Below are 18,654 nucleotides of genomic sequence, written 5' to 3' on the forward strand. Positions count from 1 at the left end.
GGGCTTTCGAGGGGATAGGCACCAACAAGAGTGGAGGAGACAATGAGGAAACTGCTTCTTGCCGGCATCGCGGTTGCGATGATGGCGACGCCGGCATTTGCTGCGAACTACCGCTTCGTCATCGTGCCGAAGGCGATGAACAATCCGTTCTTCGATTTTTCGCGCGACGGCTGCCTGAAGCGCGCCAAGGAGCTCGGCAACATCGAGTGCATCTACAAGGGACCGGTCGAGCATGAGCCGGCGAACCAGGCCCAGATCATCCAGGACTTCATCACGCAGAAGGTCGACGGTCTCGCCATCTCGGTCGCGGACGTCGCGGCCATGACCAAGTCGATCGAGGCGGCGACCGCCGCCGGCATTCCCGTCATCACCTTCGACGCCGACGCGCCGGGCTCCAAGCGCATCGCCTATATCGGCACCAACAACAAGGAGTTCGGCCTGGCCCTCGGCAAGGAATTGCTGAAATTGCGGCCTGACGGCGGCAAATACGCCATGGTCTCCGGCGGTCCCGGCGCCAAGAACCTGGCCGAGCGCGTCGACGGGGTGCGCGAGGCGCTGAAGGGCTCGAAATGGACCGAGGTCGCGGGTTCGCCGAGCTTCTGCAACGACGATCCCGCGCTCGCGGTCCAGCAGATGACGGATATGCGCACCGCAACGCCGGATCTCGCCGCCATCGTTCCGATCGGCGGCTGGCCGATGTTCGCGCCCGAAGGCTTCAAAGCCTTCGCCAGCAGGAACAAGAAGGACATCGATTCCGGCAAGTTCACGCTGGTCGTCGCCGATACGCTGAAGATGCAGCTCGAGCTGCTGCGTGACGGCTATGCCAATGCGCTGGTCGGCCAGCGTCCGTTCGAGATGGGCGAGAAGGCGATGGACACGCTGCTCGCCATCAAGAAGGGCGAGAAGGTGCCGGAGATCGTCTACACCGGCCTCGATCTCGTCACCAAGGACAACGTCGCGAAGATGTTGAAGTAGGAGCGCTGCCCAGCCCCGCGCTTCTGCATGCCTCTCCCGCTTGCGGTTTCCGCAAGCGGGAGAGATGATTTGGAATGGACGACGATCGCTGGAAGGCATGGGAATGAAAAGATCGCGGCTCGGCGCGCTCGATGTCACCTCGATCGGCCTCGGTTCAGCCCCGCTCGGCGGATTGTTCTCGCCCGTCAGCGATGCCGATGCGCAAGCGACGATTGAACGCGCCTGGTCGCTCGGTGTCCGATTCTTCGACACCGCCCCGCTTTACGGCTTCGGCCTCGCGGAGCGGCGGCTGGGCGCCTTCCTGCGGCAACAGAGGCGCGACTCCTACGTCATCTCGACCAAGGTCGGCCGCCTGCTGCGCGCACCGGACAATGCTGCGCCGGAGGACGAGCACTACAAGGGCACGCCGCGCGAGCGGCCGGTGTTCGATTTCAGCTATGACGGCGTGATGCGGTCGGTGGAGGAGAGCCTGCAGCGCCTCGGCCTCGACCGCGTCGACGTCCTGCTCGTGCATGATCCCGACGATCATTATGACGATGCTGTCACCGGCGCCTTCCGCGCGCTCCAGCGCCTGCGCGAGGACGGCACGGTCAAGGCGATCGGCGCCGGGATGAACCAGTCGGGGATGCTGGCTCGCTTCGCCGAGGCCGTGCCGGTCGACTGCTTCCTGCTCGCCGGCCGTTACACGCTGCTCGACCAGGACGCACTGGATGCGCTGTTTCCGCTGTGCCAGGCCAGCAATATCGGCATCTTGCTCGGCGGCATCTACAACAGCGGCATCCTGGCCAATCCGCGGGCGAGCGCGAAATTCAACTATCAGGATGCTGATGCTGCGCTCGTGGCACGCGCGCTGGAGCTCGACGAACTCTGCCGCAGGCACGGCACCGAGCTGAAAGCCGCCGCGCTGCAATTCTGCATGGCCCATCCGGCGGTGACGGTCGCCGTGATGGGTGCGCGCAATGCCGCCGAAGTCGCCGACAACATCGCGATGTCCGAGAAGGCGGTGCCGCCGGCATTCTGGCAGGAGCTGCGGACGCGAAAGCTGGTCGATGCGCGCGCGCCGCTTCCCGGCGGAGGTTGAGGCATGATCGTCGATGCCCACCAGCATTTCTGGGATCCGGCGCGCGCCGATTATCCCTGGATGGAAGCGGACGAGCTGGCGCCGATCCGCCGTGCCTTCGGCCCGGCCGATCTCGCGCCGCTACTACAGGCGAACGGCATCGACGCCAGCATCCTGGTGCAATGCCGCTCCGCGCTGGAAGAGACCGAAGAGTTCCTGCGTATCGCGGATGCGACGCCCTCGGTGATCGGCGTGGTCGGCTGGGCCGATCTCACCGATGCGGCGCTCGGCGAGACGCTCGACCGGCTGCGCGATCTGCCTGGTGGCGGCAAGCTGGTCGGCATCCGCCACCAGGTCCACGACGAGCTTGATGCGGATTGGCTGCTGCGCGAGGACGTCCAGCGCGGACTCACGGCCGTGTTCGCCCACGATCTCGCTTACGATTTCCTTGTCCGCAGCCGCGAGCTGCCCGCGGCGATCGCAACCGCGCAGGCCTTTCCGCACGCGCGTTTCGTGCTGGATCACGCCGCCAAGCCGCCGATTGCCGCCGGCAGGAGCGCGGAATGGACCGAGCGCATCGCAGCGCTGGCTGCCTGCGGCAATGTCTGGTGCAAGATCTCGGGATTGGCGACCGAGGCGGTCTGGGACGACTGGAATGCGGAACGGCTGTTTCCGTTCGTCGCGCACACCGCAAAATGTTTCGGCGAGGACCGGCTGATCTTCGGATCGGATTGGCCCGTATGCCTGCTTGCGGGGAGCTACGGCGAGATCAAGACGGCGCTGGAGGCGTGTTTGGCGAAGCTGGGCTCCGGCGTGCGGGACAAGGCGTGCGGCGTGAATGCAGCGCAGGCGTATCGGCTGGCGATGGCCAGCTAGCTGCGCTCCCGCTCTGCTGGCAGAGCAAAGTCCAATCGCATTTGAAAATCAGCGGAGGCCGTCATGCCCGGGCTTGTCCCGGGCATCCACGTTCTTTGTGCTGCGTGGAAGGGCGTGGATGGCCGGGACAAGCCCGGCCATGACGATGTGAGTGCCTACTCCGACATCGGCTTGTCGGAGATGTCCCAGTCTTTCCCGGTGAAGGTGGAGATGAACAGCGTCTTCATCGGCGTGTAGTCCTCGGGCGTGTAGCTGTAGGTGACGCCGTCGAGGAAATAGGGCGAGTGAAAACCTTGGAGGTTCGATGCCTGCTTCAGCACGTTGGCGCGGGTGAGCTCGTTGCCGCAGCGGCGCAGGATCTCGGCCATCGTGGCGGCCTGCCCGTAGCCGGCGAAGGCGATGGTGTTGTCGGGATCGATCGCCGGCGTGTACTTCTTGCGCAGCTCCTCGAACGCAATCACGTCCGGGTCCTTCTCCCATTTGGGCAGGCCGACCTCCTTGTTGTAGCGGATCGCGACGATGCCGGTGGCGTTCTCGAGGCCCGCGGCATTGAGGATCGAGCGGCCGGTGGAGCCGGCGGACAGCAGGTGCAGCGGCTTCCAGCCGAGCTCGGCCACTTTCCGGATCGACTGCGACGAGGCCTTGCCGGTCGAGATGTTGTAGAAGACGTCGGCTCCGGACTTGGAGAGATTGATGAGCTGGGAATCGACGGTCGGCTCGGTGAGATCATAGGTCTGCTCCATGATCACTTGTGCGGTGCCGCCGGCGTCAGTCAGCACCTTCTTGAAGGGACCGAGGAAGTCGCGGCCGAAGTCGTCGTTCTGGTAGAGGATGCCGATCTTCGCGTTCGGCTTCACGCTGACGACGTGCCGCGCGAGGATGCGCGCCTCGGTCGGATAGAGCGGCAGGCCCGCCATCGTCCACTTGAACTCTTTCGGATTATTCCACTTCGACGCGCCGGTGTTGAGCAGGAGCTGCGGCACGCCCTTGGAGTTCAGGTATTTGTGCACGGCGGTCTGCGGCGCGGTGCCGAGCGAGCCGTACAGCGCGAGCACTTCTTCCTGCTCGACTAGGCGCCGCGTCGCCTCGACGCATTTCGGCGCGCTGTAGGCGTCGTCCATGGTGAGGAACTTGACCTTGCGCCCGTTGATGCCGCCCTTCTCGTTCAGCATCTGGAAATAGGCTTCGCCGACGCGGCCGAGCACGCCGTAGAGCGAGCCGGGGCCGGAATGCGGCACGGTCTGACCGATCTTGATCTCGGTGTCGCTGGCGCCCGCATCGTATTTCTTCTCCGCGGCCCAGACGTAGGGCGCGGGCAATGTCGACGCGGCGATGGTGGCGAGCGCGCCGGCACTGAAATCGCGCCGCGATGGATTCTTGGTCATTGTTGTTTTCTCCCTGATGCGCGCATTGTGCTGACATCGCAGCTCGGCTCGCAAGTGGGAAGTCGCAGCTTTGCGACGCAATGACGCTCAAATCGCAAGATGTTAGCGCCTAGACTCAAGTTTTCTCGGCGACCACGATGAGGCCACGCACCGGCTCATTGTTCTCGTTGCGCGGCGAGGCCGGCTCCAGCGTCAGCAGCTTCATCCCCGCCTTCGCGATGGCGCCGCGCACATATTCCGCGGAATGGGCATAACGCAGGCCGTCGCCGAGCACGATGCCGTCGCCCGCATGCGTCTCCAGCGTGAAGGCGAGCACGCCACCTGAGACGAGCACACGCCTTGTTTCGCTCAGCACCGGTGCGAGATCGGAGAGATAGACGAACGCATCCGCGGCCACGACGAGGTTCGCGCTGGCATCTGGCTTGCCGCGCAGGCCCTCGATCATGTCGGCGACTTCGAGCTCGGCATAGAGGTTCGTCGCCCGCGCCTCCTTGATCATGCCGGGTGACAAATCGATGCCGGTGAAATGGTCGACCTGCTTGGCGAAGGCAGCGGCCGCGAGCCCGGTGCCGCAGCCGAGATCGATGGTGCGCTTGAAGTAGGCGGGCTTCTTGGCGGCGACGCGCGCCGCCAGCACCGCTTTGAAGATCAGCGTCGGGGCGCGATAGCCGAGATCGTTGATCAGCGCGTGCTCGAACCGCGGGGCGTATTGATCGAACAAGGCCTGCACGTAAGCCTTGGGCATCTCCGCCATCTCGGTATCGCCGAGCCGCATCAGGTGCAGGCCGGCGCCGTGCTGGTCCTCGGGGTCGCATCGCCGCGCTTCACGAAAGGCCGCGATGGCCTTGTCGCGCTGGCCGAGCTGCTGACGTATCTCGCCGAGCGTGAACCAGGCCGAGGTGAAATCAGGTGCAAGCTCGATCGCCTGCTCCAGGAGGTCGGCCGCGGCGGGAAGGTCGCCCTTGAGCTGGAGATCGCGCGCGAACTCGAAACGGCGGTCGGCCATGAGATCGCCGGAGGTCAGGAACAGGCGGAGCGGCATTGAGGAACCAGGAAACGAAATGGGTAAGTGACTCGAAGATGTAATGGTTCGACTTATATAACAGGCATGCGCCCGCAAGACATCCTGCTGCCAAATGCTGCCGGCCTGTGCTGCAAGCCCGGCGGCTTCCATATCGACCCCGTCCGCCCCGTGGAGCGGGCCGTGATCACCCACGGCCATTCCGACCATGCCCGTGCGGGCCATGGCGCGGTGCTGGCGACGCAGGAAACGCTGGACATGATGCGGCTGCGCTATGGCGAGAACTTCGCCGGCTCGACCCAGGCCATCCGCTATGGCGAGGAGATCCGGCTCGGCGACGTCAAGGTCAAGTTTCACCCCGCCGGCCACGTGCTGGGATCGGCGCAGATCGCCGTCTCGTGCAAGGACACCTGCATCGTCGCCTCCGGTGACTACAAGGACGCGCCGGACCCGACCTGCACGCCGTTCGAGCTGGTGCCATGCGACGTCTTCATCACCGAGGCGACGTTCGGCCTGCCGGTCTTCAGGCATGGCGATGCGAGCGACGAGGTCAAGAAGCTGCTCGCTTCCGTCGCACTGTTTCCGGAGCGCGCGCATCTCGTCGGCGCCTATTCGCTCGGCAAGGCGCAGCGCGTGATCAAGCTGCTGCGTCAGGCCGGCTATGATGCGCCGATTTACCTGCATGGCGCGATGGAGACGATCACGCATTACTATCAGAGCCGCGGGATCGACCTCGGCGAGCTCAAACCAGTGAAGGGCATGAAGAAGGCGGCGCTCGCCGGCACCATCACGCTGGCGCCGCCCTCGGCCACCTCCGATCTCTGGACGCGGCGCTTCCCCGATCCGGTCACCGCCTTCGCCTCGGGCTGGATGCGCGTGCGCGCCCGGGCGCGGCAGCGCGGCGTCGAGCTGCCGCTGGTGATCTCCGACCACGCCGACTGGGACGGCCTCACCGCGACCATCGCGGCGACCGGCGCCGGCGAGATCTGGGTCACCCACGGCCAGGAAGATGCGCTTGTGCATTGGTGCCGGAGCAAGGGCCTGAAGGCACGGCCGCTCGACCTCGTCGGCTATGGCGACGAGGAGGAGAGCGAGACGCCCATTCCAGGCGAGGCCGAAGCATGAACCGCTTCGCCGAGCTGCTCGACCGCCTCGCCTATGAGCCCGGCCGCAACAACAAGCTGCGGCTGATCACCGGTTATTTCCGCGAGGTCGGCGATCCCGACCGCGGCTATGCGCTGGCTGCGCTGACCGGCGCACTCAGCTTCAAGCACGCCAAGCCCGCGCTGATCCGCGACCTCATCGCAGCACGCACGGACGAGGTGCTGTTCGGGCTGAGCTACGACTATGTCGGCGATCTCTCCGAGACGGTGGCGCTGATGTGGCCGAAGGCCGCGCTCGCCGCCCACAACAACCCGCCGCCACCGAGCCTCACCGAGGTCGTCACCACGCTGCGCACGCTCGGCAAGACCGAGCTGCCCAAGCAGCTCGAGCGCTGGCTCGACGAGTTAGATGAGACCGGGCGCTGGGCGCTGCTGAAGCTCGTCACCGGGAGCTTGCGGATCGGCATCTCCGCGCGCCTTGCCAAGACTGCGGCCGCAGCGCTCGGCGACAAGGACCCGCACGAGATCGAGCTGATCTGGCCGGGGCTCGTCCCACCCTATCTCGACCTGTTCGCCTGGCTGGAGGGCCGCGGCGACAAGCCCGTCAACCGCGATCCCGCGCCGTTCCGCCCGGTGATGCTGGCGCATGCGATCGAGGATGCGGATTTCGCCGCGCTCGATCCCGCCGATTACATCGCCGAATGGAAATGGGACGGCATCCGCGTGCAGGCGGTGGCGGGGCGCGACGAGCGCGGCCATATCACCGCGCGGCTCTATTCGCGCACCGGCGAGGACATCACGGGAAGCTTTCCGGATCTCGTGCCGTCGCTGCGCCTGCCTGGCGCGATCGACGGCGAGCTCTTGATCCTGCGCGAAGGCCGCGTTCAGAGCTTCAACGTGTTGCAGCAGCGGCTCAACCGCAAGGTCGTCTCGCCGAAGCTGATCAAGGAGTTTCCGATTCACCTGCGCGCCTACGATCTGCTCGGCGACGACGAGAACGATCTGCGCGAGTTGCCTTTTGCCGAGCGGCGCGAGCGGCTGGAGCGATTCATCGCAAAGCTCGACGATCCCCGCATCGATCTCTCGCCCACCGTGCCCTTCGGTAGCTGGGAGGCGCTGACCGCCGCACGCGCCGACCCCGCCAGCGCCGGCGCCGGCGAGGATGCGGACGCCGTCGAAGGCGTCATGCTGAAGCGGCGCGATGCGCCTTATCTGCCGGGCCGGCCGAAGGGGCAATGGTGGAAGTGGAAGCGCGACCCGCACATCATCGACGCCGTGTTGATGTATGCGCAGCGCGGCCACGGCAAGCGCTCGTCCTATTATTCCGACTACACCTTCGGCGTCTGGACCGAGACCGAGAATGGCGAGGAGCTGGTGCCGGTCGGAAAAGCCTATTTCGGCTTCACCGACGAGGAGCTCTTGCAGATCGACCGCTTCGTCCGCCGCAACACCACGGAAAAATTCGGCCCCGTCCGCCACGTCGTGCACGAAGCGGACAAGGGGCTGGTGCTGGAGGTCGCTTTCGAAGGATTGCAGCGCTCGCCCAGGCACAAATCCGGCGTTGCCATGCGTTTCCCCCGCATCAGCCGCCTGCGCTGGGACAAGCCGCCGCGCGAGGCCGACCGGCTGGAGACGCTGGAGAAGATGCTGAAAGCCGAGCCGGCGGAGATCGAGGTGTGAACTGTTGCCACGAGGACGGTGCGCTCCCTCTTCCGCCCGAATTAAACTCCCGTAACCCGATTGACGGCCTCTTGCGGGTTCCCCATGTCCCCCGCCGTGTCCTATAATGGGTTCGAATCCGCTTCAGGAGTTTGCGATGGTCCAAGACGTCAGAGATTTGCCGGCCGGCCGCAGCGACGGCCTGCACCGCTTTCTCGGCGGCTCGCCGCTGGCGGTCGCGTTCCGCCTGGTGCTGCTCTCGATCCTGGTCGGCGTCGTGCTGGCGACGATCGGCTTCGACCCCTGGAACATCATCCACAGCATTCGCCTGTTGTTCCAGCGGCTGTGGGACCTCGGCTTCGATGCGGTGAACTGGCTGTGGCGCTACTTCCTGCTCGGTGCGGTCATCGTGATTCCGATCTGGCTGCTGTCGCGCGTGTTCGGCGCGCCGCGCGGCAGGTAAGGATCGGATTGAGGGAGTGCGCAGCCGATGCAATTGCGGTTCGTCGGCTGCGGTGATGCCTTCGGCTCCGGCGGCAGGCTCAACACCTGCTTCCACATCTCGGGGCGCAAAGCGAACTTCCTGATCGACTGCGGTGCGTCGGCGCTGCCGGCGCTGAAGCGGCTCGAGATCGATCGGGGCGACATCGACCTGATCCTGATCACGCATTTCCATGGCGACCATTTTGCCGGCCTGCCGTTCTTTCTGCTCGACGCGCAATTTTCGCGACGAACGCGGCCGCTGACGATCGCGGGTCCGCAAGGCATCGAGAGGCGGCTGCGCGAGGTGATGGAGGCGCTGTTCGAGCATTCCTCGAAGTCCGAGCAGCGCTTCGAGCTGAAATTGGTCGAGCTCGCGCCCGGGCAAAGCCAAAGCTTCGGCGCGGTGAATGTGACGCCCTATCCGGTCGTGCACGGCGAATCAGGCGGACCGTTCCTGGCCTATCGCGTCGCGGCCGAGGGCCGCACGCTCGCCTACAGCGCCGATACCGAATGGACGGAGACGCTCATTCCGCTGGCGCATGGCGCGGACCTTTTCATCGCCGAAGCCTATATGTACGAGAAGGTGGTCAAGAATCACCTCAGCCTGAAGACCTTGGAACAGCATCTGCCCGACATCGGCGCCAAGCGGCTCGTCCTCACCCATATGAGCGACGACATGCTGTCGCGCCTGGGCGAGGTCGAGCACCTCGCCGCCGAAGACGGCATGGTGCTCGTGTTCTGAAAGATGCACGCACCCGTCCATCACCGCGTCGGAAGCCGGCAGGTCTTCGCCATCGCAGGTCCTGCGATGGTCGCGAACCTCACGACGCCGCTGATCGGCGTGGTCTCGACCACCGCGATCGGACGGCTCGACGATGCCGCGCTGCTCGGCGGCGTCGCGATGGCCTCCGTCATCTTCGACTGCCTGTTCTGGCTGTTCGGCTTCCTGCGCATGAGCACGCTCGCCTTCACCGCGCAGGCGCTCGGCGCGGGCGAGACGCGCGAGCAGACCGTGATCCTGGTGCGCGGCTTCATCGTCGCCGGCCTGATCGGCGCGGCGCTGATCGTGCTGCAGCTGCCGCTGGCAGGCGCACTGTTCGACCTGATGGGCGGCAGCGATGGCGTGACGCGCGCCGCGAAGACCTATTTCATGATCCGGATCTGGTCCTCGCCTTTCGCGTTCGCCAATTACGTCATCCTCGGCTGGCTGGTGGGGCAGGCCCGCGCCAATCCGGCCCTTGCGCTCCAGGTCGTCATCAATCTCGTCAACATGGTGGCAACGATCCTCTTGGTGCTGGTCTACGACACCGGCATCGCCGGCGCGGCGATCGCCGCGCTTCTGTCCGAGACGATCGGCTTCATGCTCGGCGTGATCGTGTGCAGGCGCCATGCGGTCGGCGGTTTTGCCATACCTCGCGCAACGCTGTTCGATCGCGACAAGCTGATGCGGCTCCTGGCGGTGAATACCGACATCCTGATCCGCACCGCGGCGCTGATCGCCGTGTTCCTGTTCTTCACCGCCAAGGGCGCGCGGGCCGGCGACGTCACGCTGGCCGCGAACTCCGTGCTCAACAATTTCCTCCTGGTCAGCGCCTTCTTCCTCGACGGCCTTGCCAATGCGGCCCAGCAGCTCTGCGGCCGCGCCTTTGGCGGCCGCGACGCCAAGGGATTTGCGGATTCGACGAGGCTGGTGCTGCTCTGGGGGCTCGGCTTCGCAATTGTCGTCGCCGTGCTGTTCGCTGCGTTCGGCCCTGCTATCATCAACGTCATGACGGCGAGCGAGGACGTCCGCCGCGCGGCGCGCGAGTTCCTGCCCTTCATCGTGCTGGCGCCGCTCCCCGGCGTGTTCGCCTTCGGTTTCGACGGCATCTATGTCGGCGCGACCTGGGCGCGGGAGATGCGCAATCTGATGCTGCTCTCGCTCGCGATCTTCTTCGCCGCCTGGCTGGCGCTGCAATCGTTCGGCAATGCCGGCCTGTGGAGTGCGCTGATCGCGTTCTACGTCGCGCGCGGCGGCTTGCAGGGCGCGAGGTATCCGGCGCTGTACCGGGCGACGTTTACGAAATCATAGAAGAGCCGTTGCCCGGATGGAGCGCAGCGTAATCCGGGGGCCTTTGTCCATGCGAATAGCTTCCCGGATTGCGCTGCGCTCCATCCGGGCTACGAAGTCTGCGCAGGCGAGGAGAGGCGAAGGACGCCTCACATCCCCGGCCAGTCTTCCGCCGTCAGCGTCGCCGCATCGGCGCCGACGATCTCCGACAGCGAATCCCGCCCTGTCCGCAGCAATGTCGAGGTCAGGTCGCGCTTGATCTCGTCGACGAGGCCGAGGCCCTTGTAGACCAGCGAGGAATAGAGCTGGATCAAACTGGCGCCGGCGCGGATCTTGGTCAGCGCGGCGCCGCCCGAATCCACGCCGCCGACGCCGATCAGCGGGAATGCGCCCTCGACGCGCACATAGGTCTCCGCGACCATGCGCGTCGACAGACGGAACAGCGGCCGGCCGGAGAGGCCGCCTTGCTCCTTCGCCCGCGTCTCTTCACGCAACGTGCTCGGCCGCGCGACCGTGGTGTTCGACACGATCATGCCGTCGACCCGGCGCGAGCGCGCGACCTGCACGACGTCGTCGAGCTGGGCGAGGCTCAAATCCGGCGCGATCTTGAGCAGCACCGGCGTGTCGCCGGCCTTCTGCCTGACGCGCTCGCGGGCCTCGATCACGCGCGCGAGCAGATCGTCGAGCAGCGCGCCTTCCTGAAGGTTGCGCAGGCCCGGCGTGTTCGGCGAGGAGACATTGACGGTGAAATAGCTCGCCACCGGCGCGAAGGTCTCGATCAGCTTGACGTAGTCGCCGACGCGGTCCGGCGAATCCTTGTTGGCGCCGACATTGACGCCGACGATGCCGCCGTGCTGCGCGCGCGCGGCAAGCCGGCGCAGAGCCGCCTCCGCGCCGTCATTGTTGAAGCCCATGCGGTTGATGATCGCCTCGTCGCGCTCGAGACGGAACAGCCGCGGCCGCGGATTGCCGGCTTGCGGCTTCGGCGTCACCGAGCCGATCTCGACGAAACCGAAGCCGAGCCGCAGCAGCGCGTCCGGCACCTCGGCGCTCTTGTCGAAGCCCGCAGCCATGCCGATCGGATTGGGAAAGTTCAGCCCGAAGGCGCGCACCGCGAGCTTGGGATCATCGGCGCGCGGCTTGACCGGCGGCAGGAAGCGCAGGCCTTGGATCGCGAGGCGATGCGCGTCCTCGGGATCGAGCCAGCGCAGCACCGGCAGCGAAAAGGCGTCGAAGGCGCGGATCACGGCAACAGCTCCGGAACATCGTGACTGCCGTCGGAGCGCATGTTGAGGTTCATGACCGCAAGGACCGCGCCGAGATCGAGCTCGCCGTAGAGATGCGGGAAGAGCTCGTCATTGCGCGAGCGTTCCCAGCGCAACTCGCTGCCGAGCGCGTCGCCGTCGACCTCGACCAGGAACAGCGCGCGCTGCCCGAAATAGTGCTTGCGCAGGGTCTCGGGAACCTGGGCCGCGGTCGAGAAATGGATGAACCCGTCGCGCGCGTCATCTGCGCTGCCCCGGTAGACACCCTGCCGTTCCGCCTCGCGCCAGGCCGAGGCCGGACAGATTTTGTAGATCTTGACCACCGCTACCGCAGCCTTGTTTGTTCTTTGAGTCTCTTGGGTTTTTTCGCTTTTCGCGGGTCCTCGAAACCCGGGCGCGACCGTAAAGGCCGCCCCTTCCGAACTCAAGGCTTAGAGCCTTTTCCGCGCCGATGAAATCGGCACGGGGCTCAAGATTCCCGTTTTGCGCGCTTTCCTGACGCGAACGGCTACCCGTTTCGTTTGCGAACCCCGCCTCGGTCGCCTCTTGCGCGAAAAACGGAAAACCGGTTGATTTGAGGACAGTTTTCCTGAGTTGCGACGGGCTGGACCTTCCATGGTCAGACAGGCCAAAGCGCAGAGGATGCTGACTCACGACCAGATCTGGGCCGCGCTGGACCGGCTGGCGGCGCGCGCCGGATTGTCGCCGTCCGGCCTTGCCAAGCGTGCCGGGCTCGACCCTACCACCTTCAACAGGTCCAAGCGCGTCACCGCCGACGGCCGCGAGCGCTGGCCCTCGACCGAATCGATCGCAAAGGCGCTGGCGGCGGCCGACGCCTCGATCGACAGCTTTGCGAAGCTGATTGATGACGACCGTGGAAGCGGCCGCGGCTCGGTACCGCTGCTCGGCTTTGCACAGGCCGGAATGAGCGGCGCCTTCGATGAGGCCGGTCTTCCAACCGGCAGGGGCTGGACCGAGATAGCGCTTCCGATCGGAGAGGACGGTCAAGTCTTTGCGCTGGAGATTTCCGGCGCTGCGCTACTGCCTGCCTATCGCGACGGTGACATCATCCTGGTCTCGCCTGCGGCGCCGATCCGCAAGGGTGATCGCGTGGTGGTCAAGATCAAGACGGACGAGATCACGATCGCGACCCTGAAGCGCCGCACGGCAAAGACCTTGGACTTGGCGCCCCTCGATGCGTCACAGGCGGCGCGAACTGTCGCGGCGAGCGATGTCGCCTGGGTTGCGCGCATCATCTGGGCGAGCCAGTGATGGCGTCGCTCACGCACTCCTCGCCAGCGCGCCGTCGATCATGTTGACCGCGTTCTGCACGCCGTAGACCGCGACGAAGGAGCCGAAGCGTGGGCCTTTCTCCTGGCCGAGCAGCACTTGGTAGAGCATGTTGAACCAGTCCAGCGTCACGCCGGGGCGCCCGTCCTTGCCCTTCTTGACCTGGTCGAGGAACGGCTCGCGGCGGCCGATCTCGTAGACAACGTTCTGGATGTCCTCGGCCGAGGCATCCTGCGCCAGCTGCGACAGCGCATCGCGCAAATCCTGCAGCGCCGCGCGCTCGCTGTCGTCAGGCACGCGGAACTGCTTCGTCGGCGCGACGAAGTCGCGATAATAGTTGATGGCGTAACCGACCATCGCATCCAGCTTCGGATGCGTCTGCGGACTCACGCCGGGCCGATAGCGGCCGATGAAGCCCCACAGCGTCTCGGCGTTCTCCGCGTTCGACGACGACACCAGCGTCAGGAGCAGCTGGAAGGTGACGGGCATGTCGCCCGTCGGCGGCTTGCCGTTGTGGATGTGCCAGACCGGATTGCCGAGCTGCTGCTTGCCGTCCTGCTTCGGAAAGCCGTCGAGGAATTGCTGGTAGTCGTCGACATTGCGCGGGATGACGTCGAAATACAGCCGCTTGGCCGCCTTCGGCTCGCGGTACATGAACAACGAGAGCGATTCCGGTGAGGCGTAGCGCAGCCATTCGTCGATGGTCAGGCCGTTGCCCTTCGACTTCGAGATCTTTTGGCCCTTCTCGTCGAGAAAGAGCTCGTAGTTGAAGCCTTCGGGCGGCGTGCCGCCGAGCGCTCTGGCGATCGCGCCGGACAGCTTCACGGAATCGATCAGGTCCTTGCCCGCCATCTCGTAGTCGACGCCGAGCGCGACCCAGCGCATCGCCCAGTCGGCCTTCCACTGGCACTTGACGTTGCCGCCGGTAACGGGCGTTTCAACTTCCTGGTTGGTATCGGGATCGACGTAGGTCACCGTGCCCGCCGCGACGTCGCGGCGGATCATCGGCACCTGCAGCACGACGCCCGTGGTCTTGCTGATGGGCAGGAAGGGCGAATAGGTCGCGCGGCGGTCGGGCCCCAGCGTCGGCAGGATGATCGCCATGATCTTGTCGTAGGCGGCGAGCATCTTCAGCAGCGTCGCGTCGAAGCGGCCGGACGTATAATAGTCGGTCGAGCTCGCGAACTCGTAGTCGAAGCCGAAATGATCGAGGAAGGCGCGCAGCCGCGCATTGTTGTGGTGGCCGAACGACGGGTACTCGTTGGAGAACGGATCCGGCACCCGCGTCAGCGGCTTGCCGAGATGCTCCGCCAGCATCTCCTTGTTCGGAACGTTGTCGGGCACCTTGCGGAAGCCGTCCATGTCGTCGGAGAAAGCGAGCAGGCGCGTCTTGATCTTGTCCTCGGTGAGCACGCGGAAGGCGTGGCGCACCATCGAGGTGCGCGCCACCTCGCCGAACGTGCCGATATGCGGCAGGCCGGACGGACCATAGCCGGTCTCGAACAGCACCTCGTCCTTCGGGCTTTTCTTCAGCCGCGCGACAATGGCCTTCGCCTGCTCGAACGGCCAGGCGTTGGATTGTTCGGCGAGCGCACGCAACTCGCTCGGGTTTGCGGCTAGATCAATAACGGACATCAGGGGCCTCCGGGCCGCGGAAAATAGCGATTTCCCGGCAGAATGCAAAAGCTGCGAGGTGCGCAATTTTGGGCACAATAGTCGCAAGCACCGTCATGGCCGGGCTTGTCCCGGCCATCCACGCCTTTCCACGCAGCACAAAGAACGTGGATGCCCGGGACAAGCCCGGGCATGACGATCTCCGATGGAGGTTCAAATGCGGCAGCCCCGCAGGCGCAATCGAATTCGATGCGGCTCAATGCGCCGCTGAGGCCGAGCGTTTCGTCGCCACTTGCTTGGGGGCCGGCTTCGCGCTGGCCTGCGGTGTGCTGTCCCAGCCGCCGTTCGGGGTCGCAACGTTGACGGCATCGTCGGGCTGCGGCTCGGCGCTGAAGGTCTGGATCGCGAGCTTGGCGGCCGCCAGCGATTGCGGGTCGAGGCGCTTGGCGACGTCGTCGCGCTTGCCGGCGGCATCCGCATCGCCCTGGGCAGCTGCCAGGTTGAACCATTTGTAGGATTCGGCGAGGTTCTGCTCGACGCCGATGCCGCGGGCATAGAGGATGCCGAGGTTGAACTGGCTGTCGGCGACGCCGCGATCGGCCGCTTTCCGGAACCACTGCGCCGCGCTCTTGTAGTTGGCGCCGCGACCGCCGCCGTCGGCATCGAGCACGGCGAGATTGTGCATCGCCTTGGCGTTGCCGCGCTCGGCGGCCTGGGTGTAGTAGCGGCGCGCGATGTCGGCGTCCTTCTTCACCCCTAGGCCCTTTTCGTAGAGCGTGCCGAGGCGGAAGATTGCAGGGACGACCCCGGCCTGCGCCGCGCGGTCGTACCACTTCGCCGCTTCGTCGTAATTCGTGGCAACGCCCTTGCCTTCGGCAAAGCGCACGCCGATCTCGTAGGCGGCGGTCGCATCGCCCTTCATGGCCGCGGTGCGCAAGGCCGGGCCGCCGATGCCGTCAGGCAGCTTCTCGCTCGGCGGCACCTGAACGACGCCGAGCTTGGCGCGACTCGTGCCCGACAGCGCGCCGGTGACGTCGCTTGAGGCCGGCGGCATCGCCGCGGCAGGCGCTTGCGGGATCTCAACGGAGGCCGAGCCGCCGGAACCGGGAAGAGGCGCCGGCGCGGCATTGTTCTGCGACTGCCGTCCGATCGGTGTCGGCGACGTCATCGACGGGGTGACCTGCTCGGGCGCGGCCGGCTTGGTCTCGACCGGCGGTGGCGCGGGCTGCGGGGCTGGCTCGCTCGGAATGTTTTGCATCGCCTGCGGCGTTGGTGACGAGCTGCCGCCTTCGAGCAGGTTCATCGCCATCTTGAAGGTGCCGAGCACGATCACGACCACGCTCGCGCCGACCAGCAGCGAGCGGATCTTCGAGGTGATGGTCGAGCCGCCTTCCTGGCCCTTCTCCTTGGCGCGGGCGATCGCGGCCTTGGCGCCGCGGGCCGGCTTCTCGGGCGGCTGTGCGGCGGCCGCTTGCGCCGCGCGGCGGGCGGCGGCGATGAAGCTCGACGACGACACCGGCTCCTTCGGCGCGGCGGCAATTCCGCTGATCGCGTCCTCGGAGGCGGCGATGCGTTCCGACGGCGTGGCGACGCGCCCGCCCGGCCGTGTGCCCGGCTCGAGCGGGTGATCCGGCGGCAGTTCCGGCGCGAGTGCAGTGCGCGCCGTGTGCGGCTCCAGGATCTCGCTGATCGCGCGCGGGGGAACCGGCGGCGCCGCCGGCACGGGCGGCGGCGCGGCAGGGGAGGCGGCGTGGAATTCGCGCGGCGCGGCGACGAAGGCAGCCGGCGCCGCCTGCGCGGCAGCTGGATTGGGCAGCTCGGGCTTCGGATCGTATTTCGGCGGCTGTGCTGGCGGTTGCGGCCGCGGCTCGCGCGCCATCGGCGCCGGCTCCATCGCCGCCGCCATCGGCATCGGCTGCGGGGCGGGGGGAGGCGGCGCGGTGCGCACCGCACGCAGATCGCCCTCGATCATCGAGAGGCGATCGACGACGTGGCCGAGCGCGCTGTGGACGGCCTCGAGCGAGTCCTGGGTGTGCCGGTTGGTCTCGGTCTGGCTGAAGCGGATGTCGGAGAGCTCACGCTTGACGAGATCGACCATGCCGGAATCGGGCGGCGGCGCGGCGTTGCGGCTCTCGGCGAGGGCCGCATAGGTCGCCTGCTGCCGTTCCAGGTGCCTGAGGATGTCGTGCAGCCCGTCCTCGACGCGGCTCAAATTGCCGTTGCGCGGATCGGCGGCGGCCTCGATCCGCTCCAGGAGATAGGAAACACGCTGCTCGAGATGGGCGAAGGTCGAGGCGGAATCGTTGCCGACCTGCATGCGGTCGAAACGGTCCGACAGCGCGCGGATCGCAGCTTCCAGATGCTCGGTGCTCTCGGAGGGCTGCGGCCGCTCGCGGGTTTCCAGCGCCGCCGTGAGCGCCGCGATGCGCTGCTCCAGCACCGCAAAGCTGTCGCCATGGCCGGAGGCGCGGGTGATCTGGTCGACCTTGGACGACAGCAGCTGCACGTCTTCGGACAGCCGCGCCAGCGCCTCGTTGGACGCGACGTTGGAGACGATGGCGCGCAGCGCCGCGATCGCGCCTTCGAGCTGCTGCACGGTCGAGGGATCGTCATTGGCGCGCAGGATCAGGTCGAGCTTGGCGCCGAGATTGCGGATCGCCTCGTCGTAGCCGGTGAGCTGCTCGGCCGGCGTCAGCGTGCGCAGCACCTGCTTGATGTCGGACAGTGCGCGCTCGATGCCGGCAAGAACCTGCCCGTCGGTGCCGTTGGAGCGGGTCTCGTCGATACGACGGTGCAGCGAGCGGATCTCGTTCTCGATGGATTCGATCGCGCGCCGCGGCATCGCTTCGGTGATGGCGGCGCGGATTTCGGCCAGCTCGCTGCGGAAGGCGTTGATGGCCTGCTCGGTATTGTCAGGCCGCTGCAGCGATTCGATCTGGCTCGTGATCTTGAGCAGATGGCGCTCGAGCGCGGAAAAATCGGGCCCCGGCTGCGGTGGCGGCGGCGCATAGGCAGGGGCGGCCGGCGCCATCGGCGGCGCGTAAGGAGCCGTTGGCGCAAGCGGCGGCGCGGCACGCGGCGGCATCTGCCGTGGCGCAAAGCCGTCGAGCTCGCTCTGGCGCGCGGTGATCTCGGCGACCGCGACGTCGAACGAAGCCGGGCTCAGGGGTGGTGAGCCGCGATAGACCTGCGCGGCGGCGCGCTCGACGGCATCGGCTTGGCGCTGGCGCGTCTCGGCCGGGGTGGGGCGAGGGGCCTGCGGCTGCGGCGCTTGCCGCTGTGGACGGGAGATCTGCGACAGGCGCGCGTCGAGCCGCGAGATCGCATCGTTGAGCTGGCGCGCGACGCCCTGCTCGCGCGAGACGTCTGGTCTTGAGGAGTCTTGTCTTGAGGCGTCTTGGCGCGGGGCGGGTTTTGAGATCCGCTCGATCTGCTGGGTGATCGCGTCGAGCCGCTGGTGGATGTCGGCGACTTCGCGGCTCTCCTGACTCGGTCCTTGGCTCAGCACGTGCTGCGGACGCTGATCGTAGGATCCGCGGAAGTTAGGCGGGGCAGTTTCGCCGAGCGTGGAGTTCAGCCAGTCGTTGAGCGACATGCCGGCACGGCGCGCAGCAGCCTCGGCCCGCTCCCGGACGGATGGATCGATGCCGTCGACACTCCACGATACGCGCGAATTCATGACTCTGTCCGGTTCCGACTTCGGCACCCCACCCGGCGCCTCCAGCTTCCCCACGCGTGCCGGTTGCAAAGACAATCGAATTTGGCGCGGGTCGTCTGCCTCGAAAACCGACTTTTTCCTGTTACGGTAAATAACGAGTTAAGGAATGCGGAGCCGCTGTCTTAAAGTTGGGCGGGGGGGACTTGGGGCGGTGT

General features: G+C 66.4%; 15 protein-coding genes. 9 read left to right on the top strand and 6 right to left on the bottom strand.

Features of this window, described 5'->3' with window-relative positions; all coding sequences use genetic code 11:
* The first annotated feature begins 42 nt into the window (after positions 1–42).
* The 3 genes from I6F17_RS30780 (at position 43) to I6F17_RS30790 (ending at position 2,911) form a co-directional block, all read left to right on the top strand.
* Complete coding sequence (locus tag I6F17_RS30780; RefSeq protein ID WP_057028437.1) at positions 43–975, top strand: sugar-binding protein; 933 nt, start codon at positions 43–45, stop codon at positions 973–975.
* 103 nt (positions 976–1,078) lie between these two features.
* Entirely contained in the window at positions 1,079–2,056 is a 978-nt protein-coding gene (locus tag I6F17_RS30785) for an aldo/keto reductase (protein WP_225128399.1), read from the top strand.
* Positions 2,057–2,059: 3 nt separating this feature from the next.
* Positions 2,060–2,911, top strand: coding sequence for an amidohydrolase family protein (locus tag I6F17_RS30790; protein ID WP_225128401.1), 852 nt, complete (start codon positions 2,060–2,062; stop codon positions 2,909–2,911).
* A gap of 155 nt (positions 2,912–3,066) precedes the next feature.
* Here the strand turns inward: I6F17_RS30790 and I6F17_RS30795 are convergent, their stop codons facing one another.
* Both I6F17_RS30795 and I6F17_RS30800 read right to left on the bottom strand, forming a co-directional pair.
* Complete coding sequence (locus I6F17_RS30795; protein WP_036042713.1) at positions 3,067–4,296, bottom strand: ABC transporter substrate-binding protein; 1,230 nt, start codon at positions 4,294–4,296, stop codon at positions 3,067–3,069.
* Positions 4,297–4,411: 115 nt separating this feature from the next.
* Entirely contained in the window at positions 4,412–5,338 is a 927-nt protein-coding gene (locus I6F17_RS30800; protein ID WP_225128403.1) for a methyltransferase domain-containing protein, read from the bottom strand.
* A 66-nt stretch (positions 5,339–5,404) separates the two neighbouring features.
* On the opposite strand from I6F17_RS30800, the gene I6F17_RS30805 reads away from it, so the two are divergent.
* From I6F17_RS30805 to I6F17_RS30825, 5 genes are all read left to right on the top strand, one after another.
* Entirely contained in the window at positions 5,405–6,442 is a 1,038-nt protein-coding gene (locus tag I6F17_RS30805) for a ligase-associated DNA damage response exonuclease (protein WP_225128405.1), read from the top strand.
* On the top strand, positions 6,439–8,100 hold the full coding sequence (locus I6F17_RS30810; RefSeq protein WP_225128408.1) for an ATP-dependent DNA ligase: 1,662 nt from the start codon (positions 6,439–6,441) through the stop codon (positions 8,098–8,100). Before I6F17_RS30805 ends, I6F17_RS30810 begins: the two co-directional genes overlap by 4 nt.
* 136 nt (positions 8,101–8,236) lie before the next feature.
* Entirely contained in the window at positions 8,237–8,542 is a 306-nt protein-coding gene (locus I6F17_RS30815) for a DUF6460 domain-containing protein (RefSeq protein ID WP_035996474.1), read from the top strand.
* 27 nt (positions 8,543–8,569) lie between these two features.
* On the top strand, positions 8,570–9,304 hold the full coding sequence (locus tag I6F17_RS30820; RefSeq protein ID WP_225128410.1) for an MBL fold metallo-hydrolase: 735 nt from the start codon (positions 8,570–8,572) through the stop codon (positions 9,302–9,304).
* A 3-nt stretch (positions 9,305–9,307) separates the two neighbouring features.
* A complete protein-coding gene (locus I6F17_RS30825) occupies positions 9,308–10,633 on the top strand; it encodes an MATE family efflux transporter (RefSeq protein ID WP_225128412.1) in 1,326 nt (441 codons plus the stop codon).
* A gap of 128 nt (positions 10,634–10,761) precedes the next feature.
* Here I6F17_RS30825 and I6F17_RS30830 read toward each other — a convergent pair whose 3' ends face one another.
* Both I6F17_RS30830 and I6F17_RS30835 read right to left on the bottom strand, forming a co-directional pair.
* Complete coding sequence (locus I6F17_RS30830; protein ID WP_035996478.1) at positions 10,762–11,859, bottom strand: quinone-dependent dihydroorotate dehydrogenase; 1,098 nt, start codon at positions 11,857–11,859, stop codon at positions 10,762–10,764.
* The gene (locus I6F17_RS30835) at positions 11,856–12,200 is read right to left on the bottom strand and encodes a DUF952 domain-containing protein (protein WP_035996479.1); all 345 of its coding nucleotides are present in this window, start codon (positions 12,198–12,200) and stop codon (positions 11,856–11,858) included. The genes I6F17_RS30830 and I6F17_RS30835 overlap by 4 nt, the downstream gene beginning before the upstream one ends.
* Before the next feature lie 292 nt (positions 12,201–12,492).
* Between I6F17_RS30835 and I6F17_RS30840 the strand changes: the two genes are divergently transcribed.
* The gene (locus tag I6F17_RS30840; protein ID WP_081493833.1) at positions 12,493–13,149 is read left to right on the top strand and encodes a helix-turn-helix transcriptional regulator; all 657 of its coding nucleotides are present in this window, start codon (positions 12,493–12,495) and stop codon (positions 13,147–13,149) included.
* A 9-nt stretch (positions 13,150–13,158) separates the two neighbouring features.
* Here I6F17_RS30840 and I6F17_RS30845 read toward each other — a convergent pair whose 3' ends face one another.
* Together I6F17_RS30845 and I6F17_RS30850 are read right to left on the bottom strand one after the other, a co-directional pair.
* On the bottom strand, positions 13,159–14,802 hold the full coding sequence (locus I6F17_RS30845) for a lysine--tRNA ligase (RefSeq protein ID WP_225128414.1): 1,644 nt from the start codon (positions 14,800–14,802) through the stop codon (positions 13,159–13,161).
* 235 nt (positions 14,803–15,037) lie between these two features.
* Positions 15,038–18,460: a tetratricopeptide repeat protein gene (locus tag I6F17_RS30850; RefSeq protein ID WP_225128416.1), complete on the bottom strand. Its 3,423-nt coding sequence runs from the start codon at positions 18,458–18,460 to the stop codon at positions 15,038–15,040.
* Positions 18,461–18,654 lie beyond the last annotated feature (194 nt).

The organism is Bradyrhizobium sp. NBAIM18, assembly GCF_020193825.1.
In the GTDB taxonomy this organism is placed as follows: Bacteria; Pseudomonadota; Alphaproteobacteria; order Rhizobiales; family Xanthobacteraceae; genus Bradyrhizobium; species Bradyrhizobium yuanmingense.

Bases quoted from the DNA above. Each gene is read 5' to 3' on its own strand.
- I6F17_RS30785 (WP_225128399.1), top strand. From the start codon at position 1,079: ATGAAAAGATCGCGGCTCGGCGCGCTCGATGTCACCTCGATCGGCCTC.
- I6F17_RS30790 (WP_225128401.1), top strand. From the start codon at position 2,060: ATGATCGTCGATGCCCACCAGCATTTCTGGGATCCGGCGCGCGCCGAT.
- I6F17_RS30780 (WP_057028437.1), top strand. From the start codon at position 43: ATGAGGAAACTGCTTCTTGCCGGCATCGCGGTTGCGATGATGGCGACG.
- I6F17_RS30850 (WP_225128416.1), bottom strand. From the start codon at position 18,460: ATGAATTCGCGCGTATCGTGGAGTGTCGACGGCATCGATCCATCCGTC.
- I6F17_RS30795 (WP_036042713.1), bottom strand. From the start codon at position 4,296: ATGACCAAGAATCCATCGCGGCGCGATTTCAGTGCCGGCGCGCTCGCC.
- I6F17_RS30840 (WP_081493833.1), top strand. From the start codon at position 12,493: ATGGTCAGACAGGCCAAAGCGCAGAGGATGCTGACTCACGACCAGATC.
- I6F17_RS30800 (WP_225128403.1), bottom strand. From the start codon at position 5,338: ATGCCGCTCCGCCTGTTCCTGACCTCCGGCGATCTCATGGCCGACCGC.
- I6F17_RS30845 (WP_225128414.1), bottom strand. From the start codon at position 14,802: ATGTCCGTTATTGATCTAGCCGCAAACCCGAGCGAGTTGCGTGCGCTC.
- I6F17_RS30820 (WP_225128410.1), top strand. From the start codon at position 8,570: ATGCAATTGCGGTTCGTCGGCTGCGGTGATGCCTTCGGCTCCGGCGGC.
- I6F17_RS30810 (WP_225128408.1), top strand. From the start codon at position 6,439: ATGAACCGCTTCGCCGAGCTGCTCGACCGCCTCGCCTATGAGCCCGGC.
- I6F17_RS30825 (WP_225128412.1), top strand. From the start codon at position 9,308: ATGCACGCACCCGTCCATCACCGCGTCGGAAGCCGGCAGGTCTTCGCC.
- I6F17_RS30815 (WP_035996474.1), top strand. From the start codon at position 8,237: ATGGTCCAAGACGTCAGAGATTTGCCGGCCGGCCGCAGCGACGGCCTG.
- I6F17_RS30805 (WP_225128405.1), top strand. From the start codon at position 5,405: ATGCGCCCGCAAGACATCCTGCTGCCAAATGCTGCCGGCCTGTGCTGC.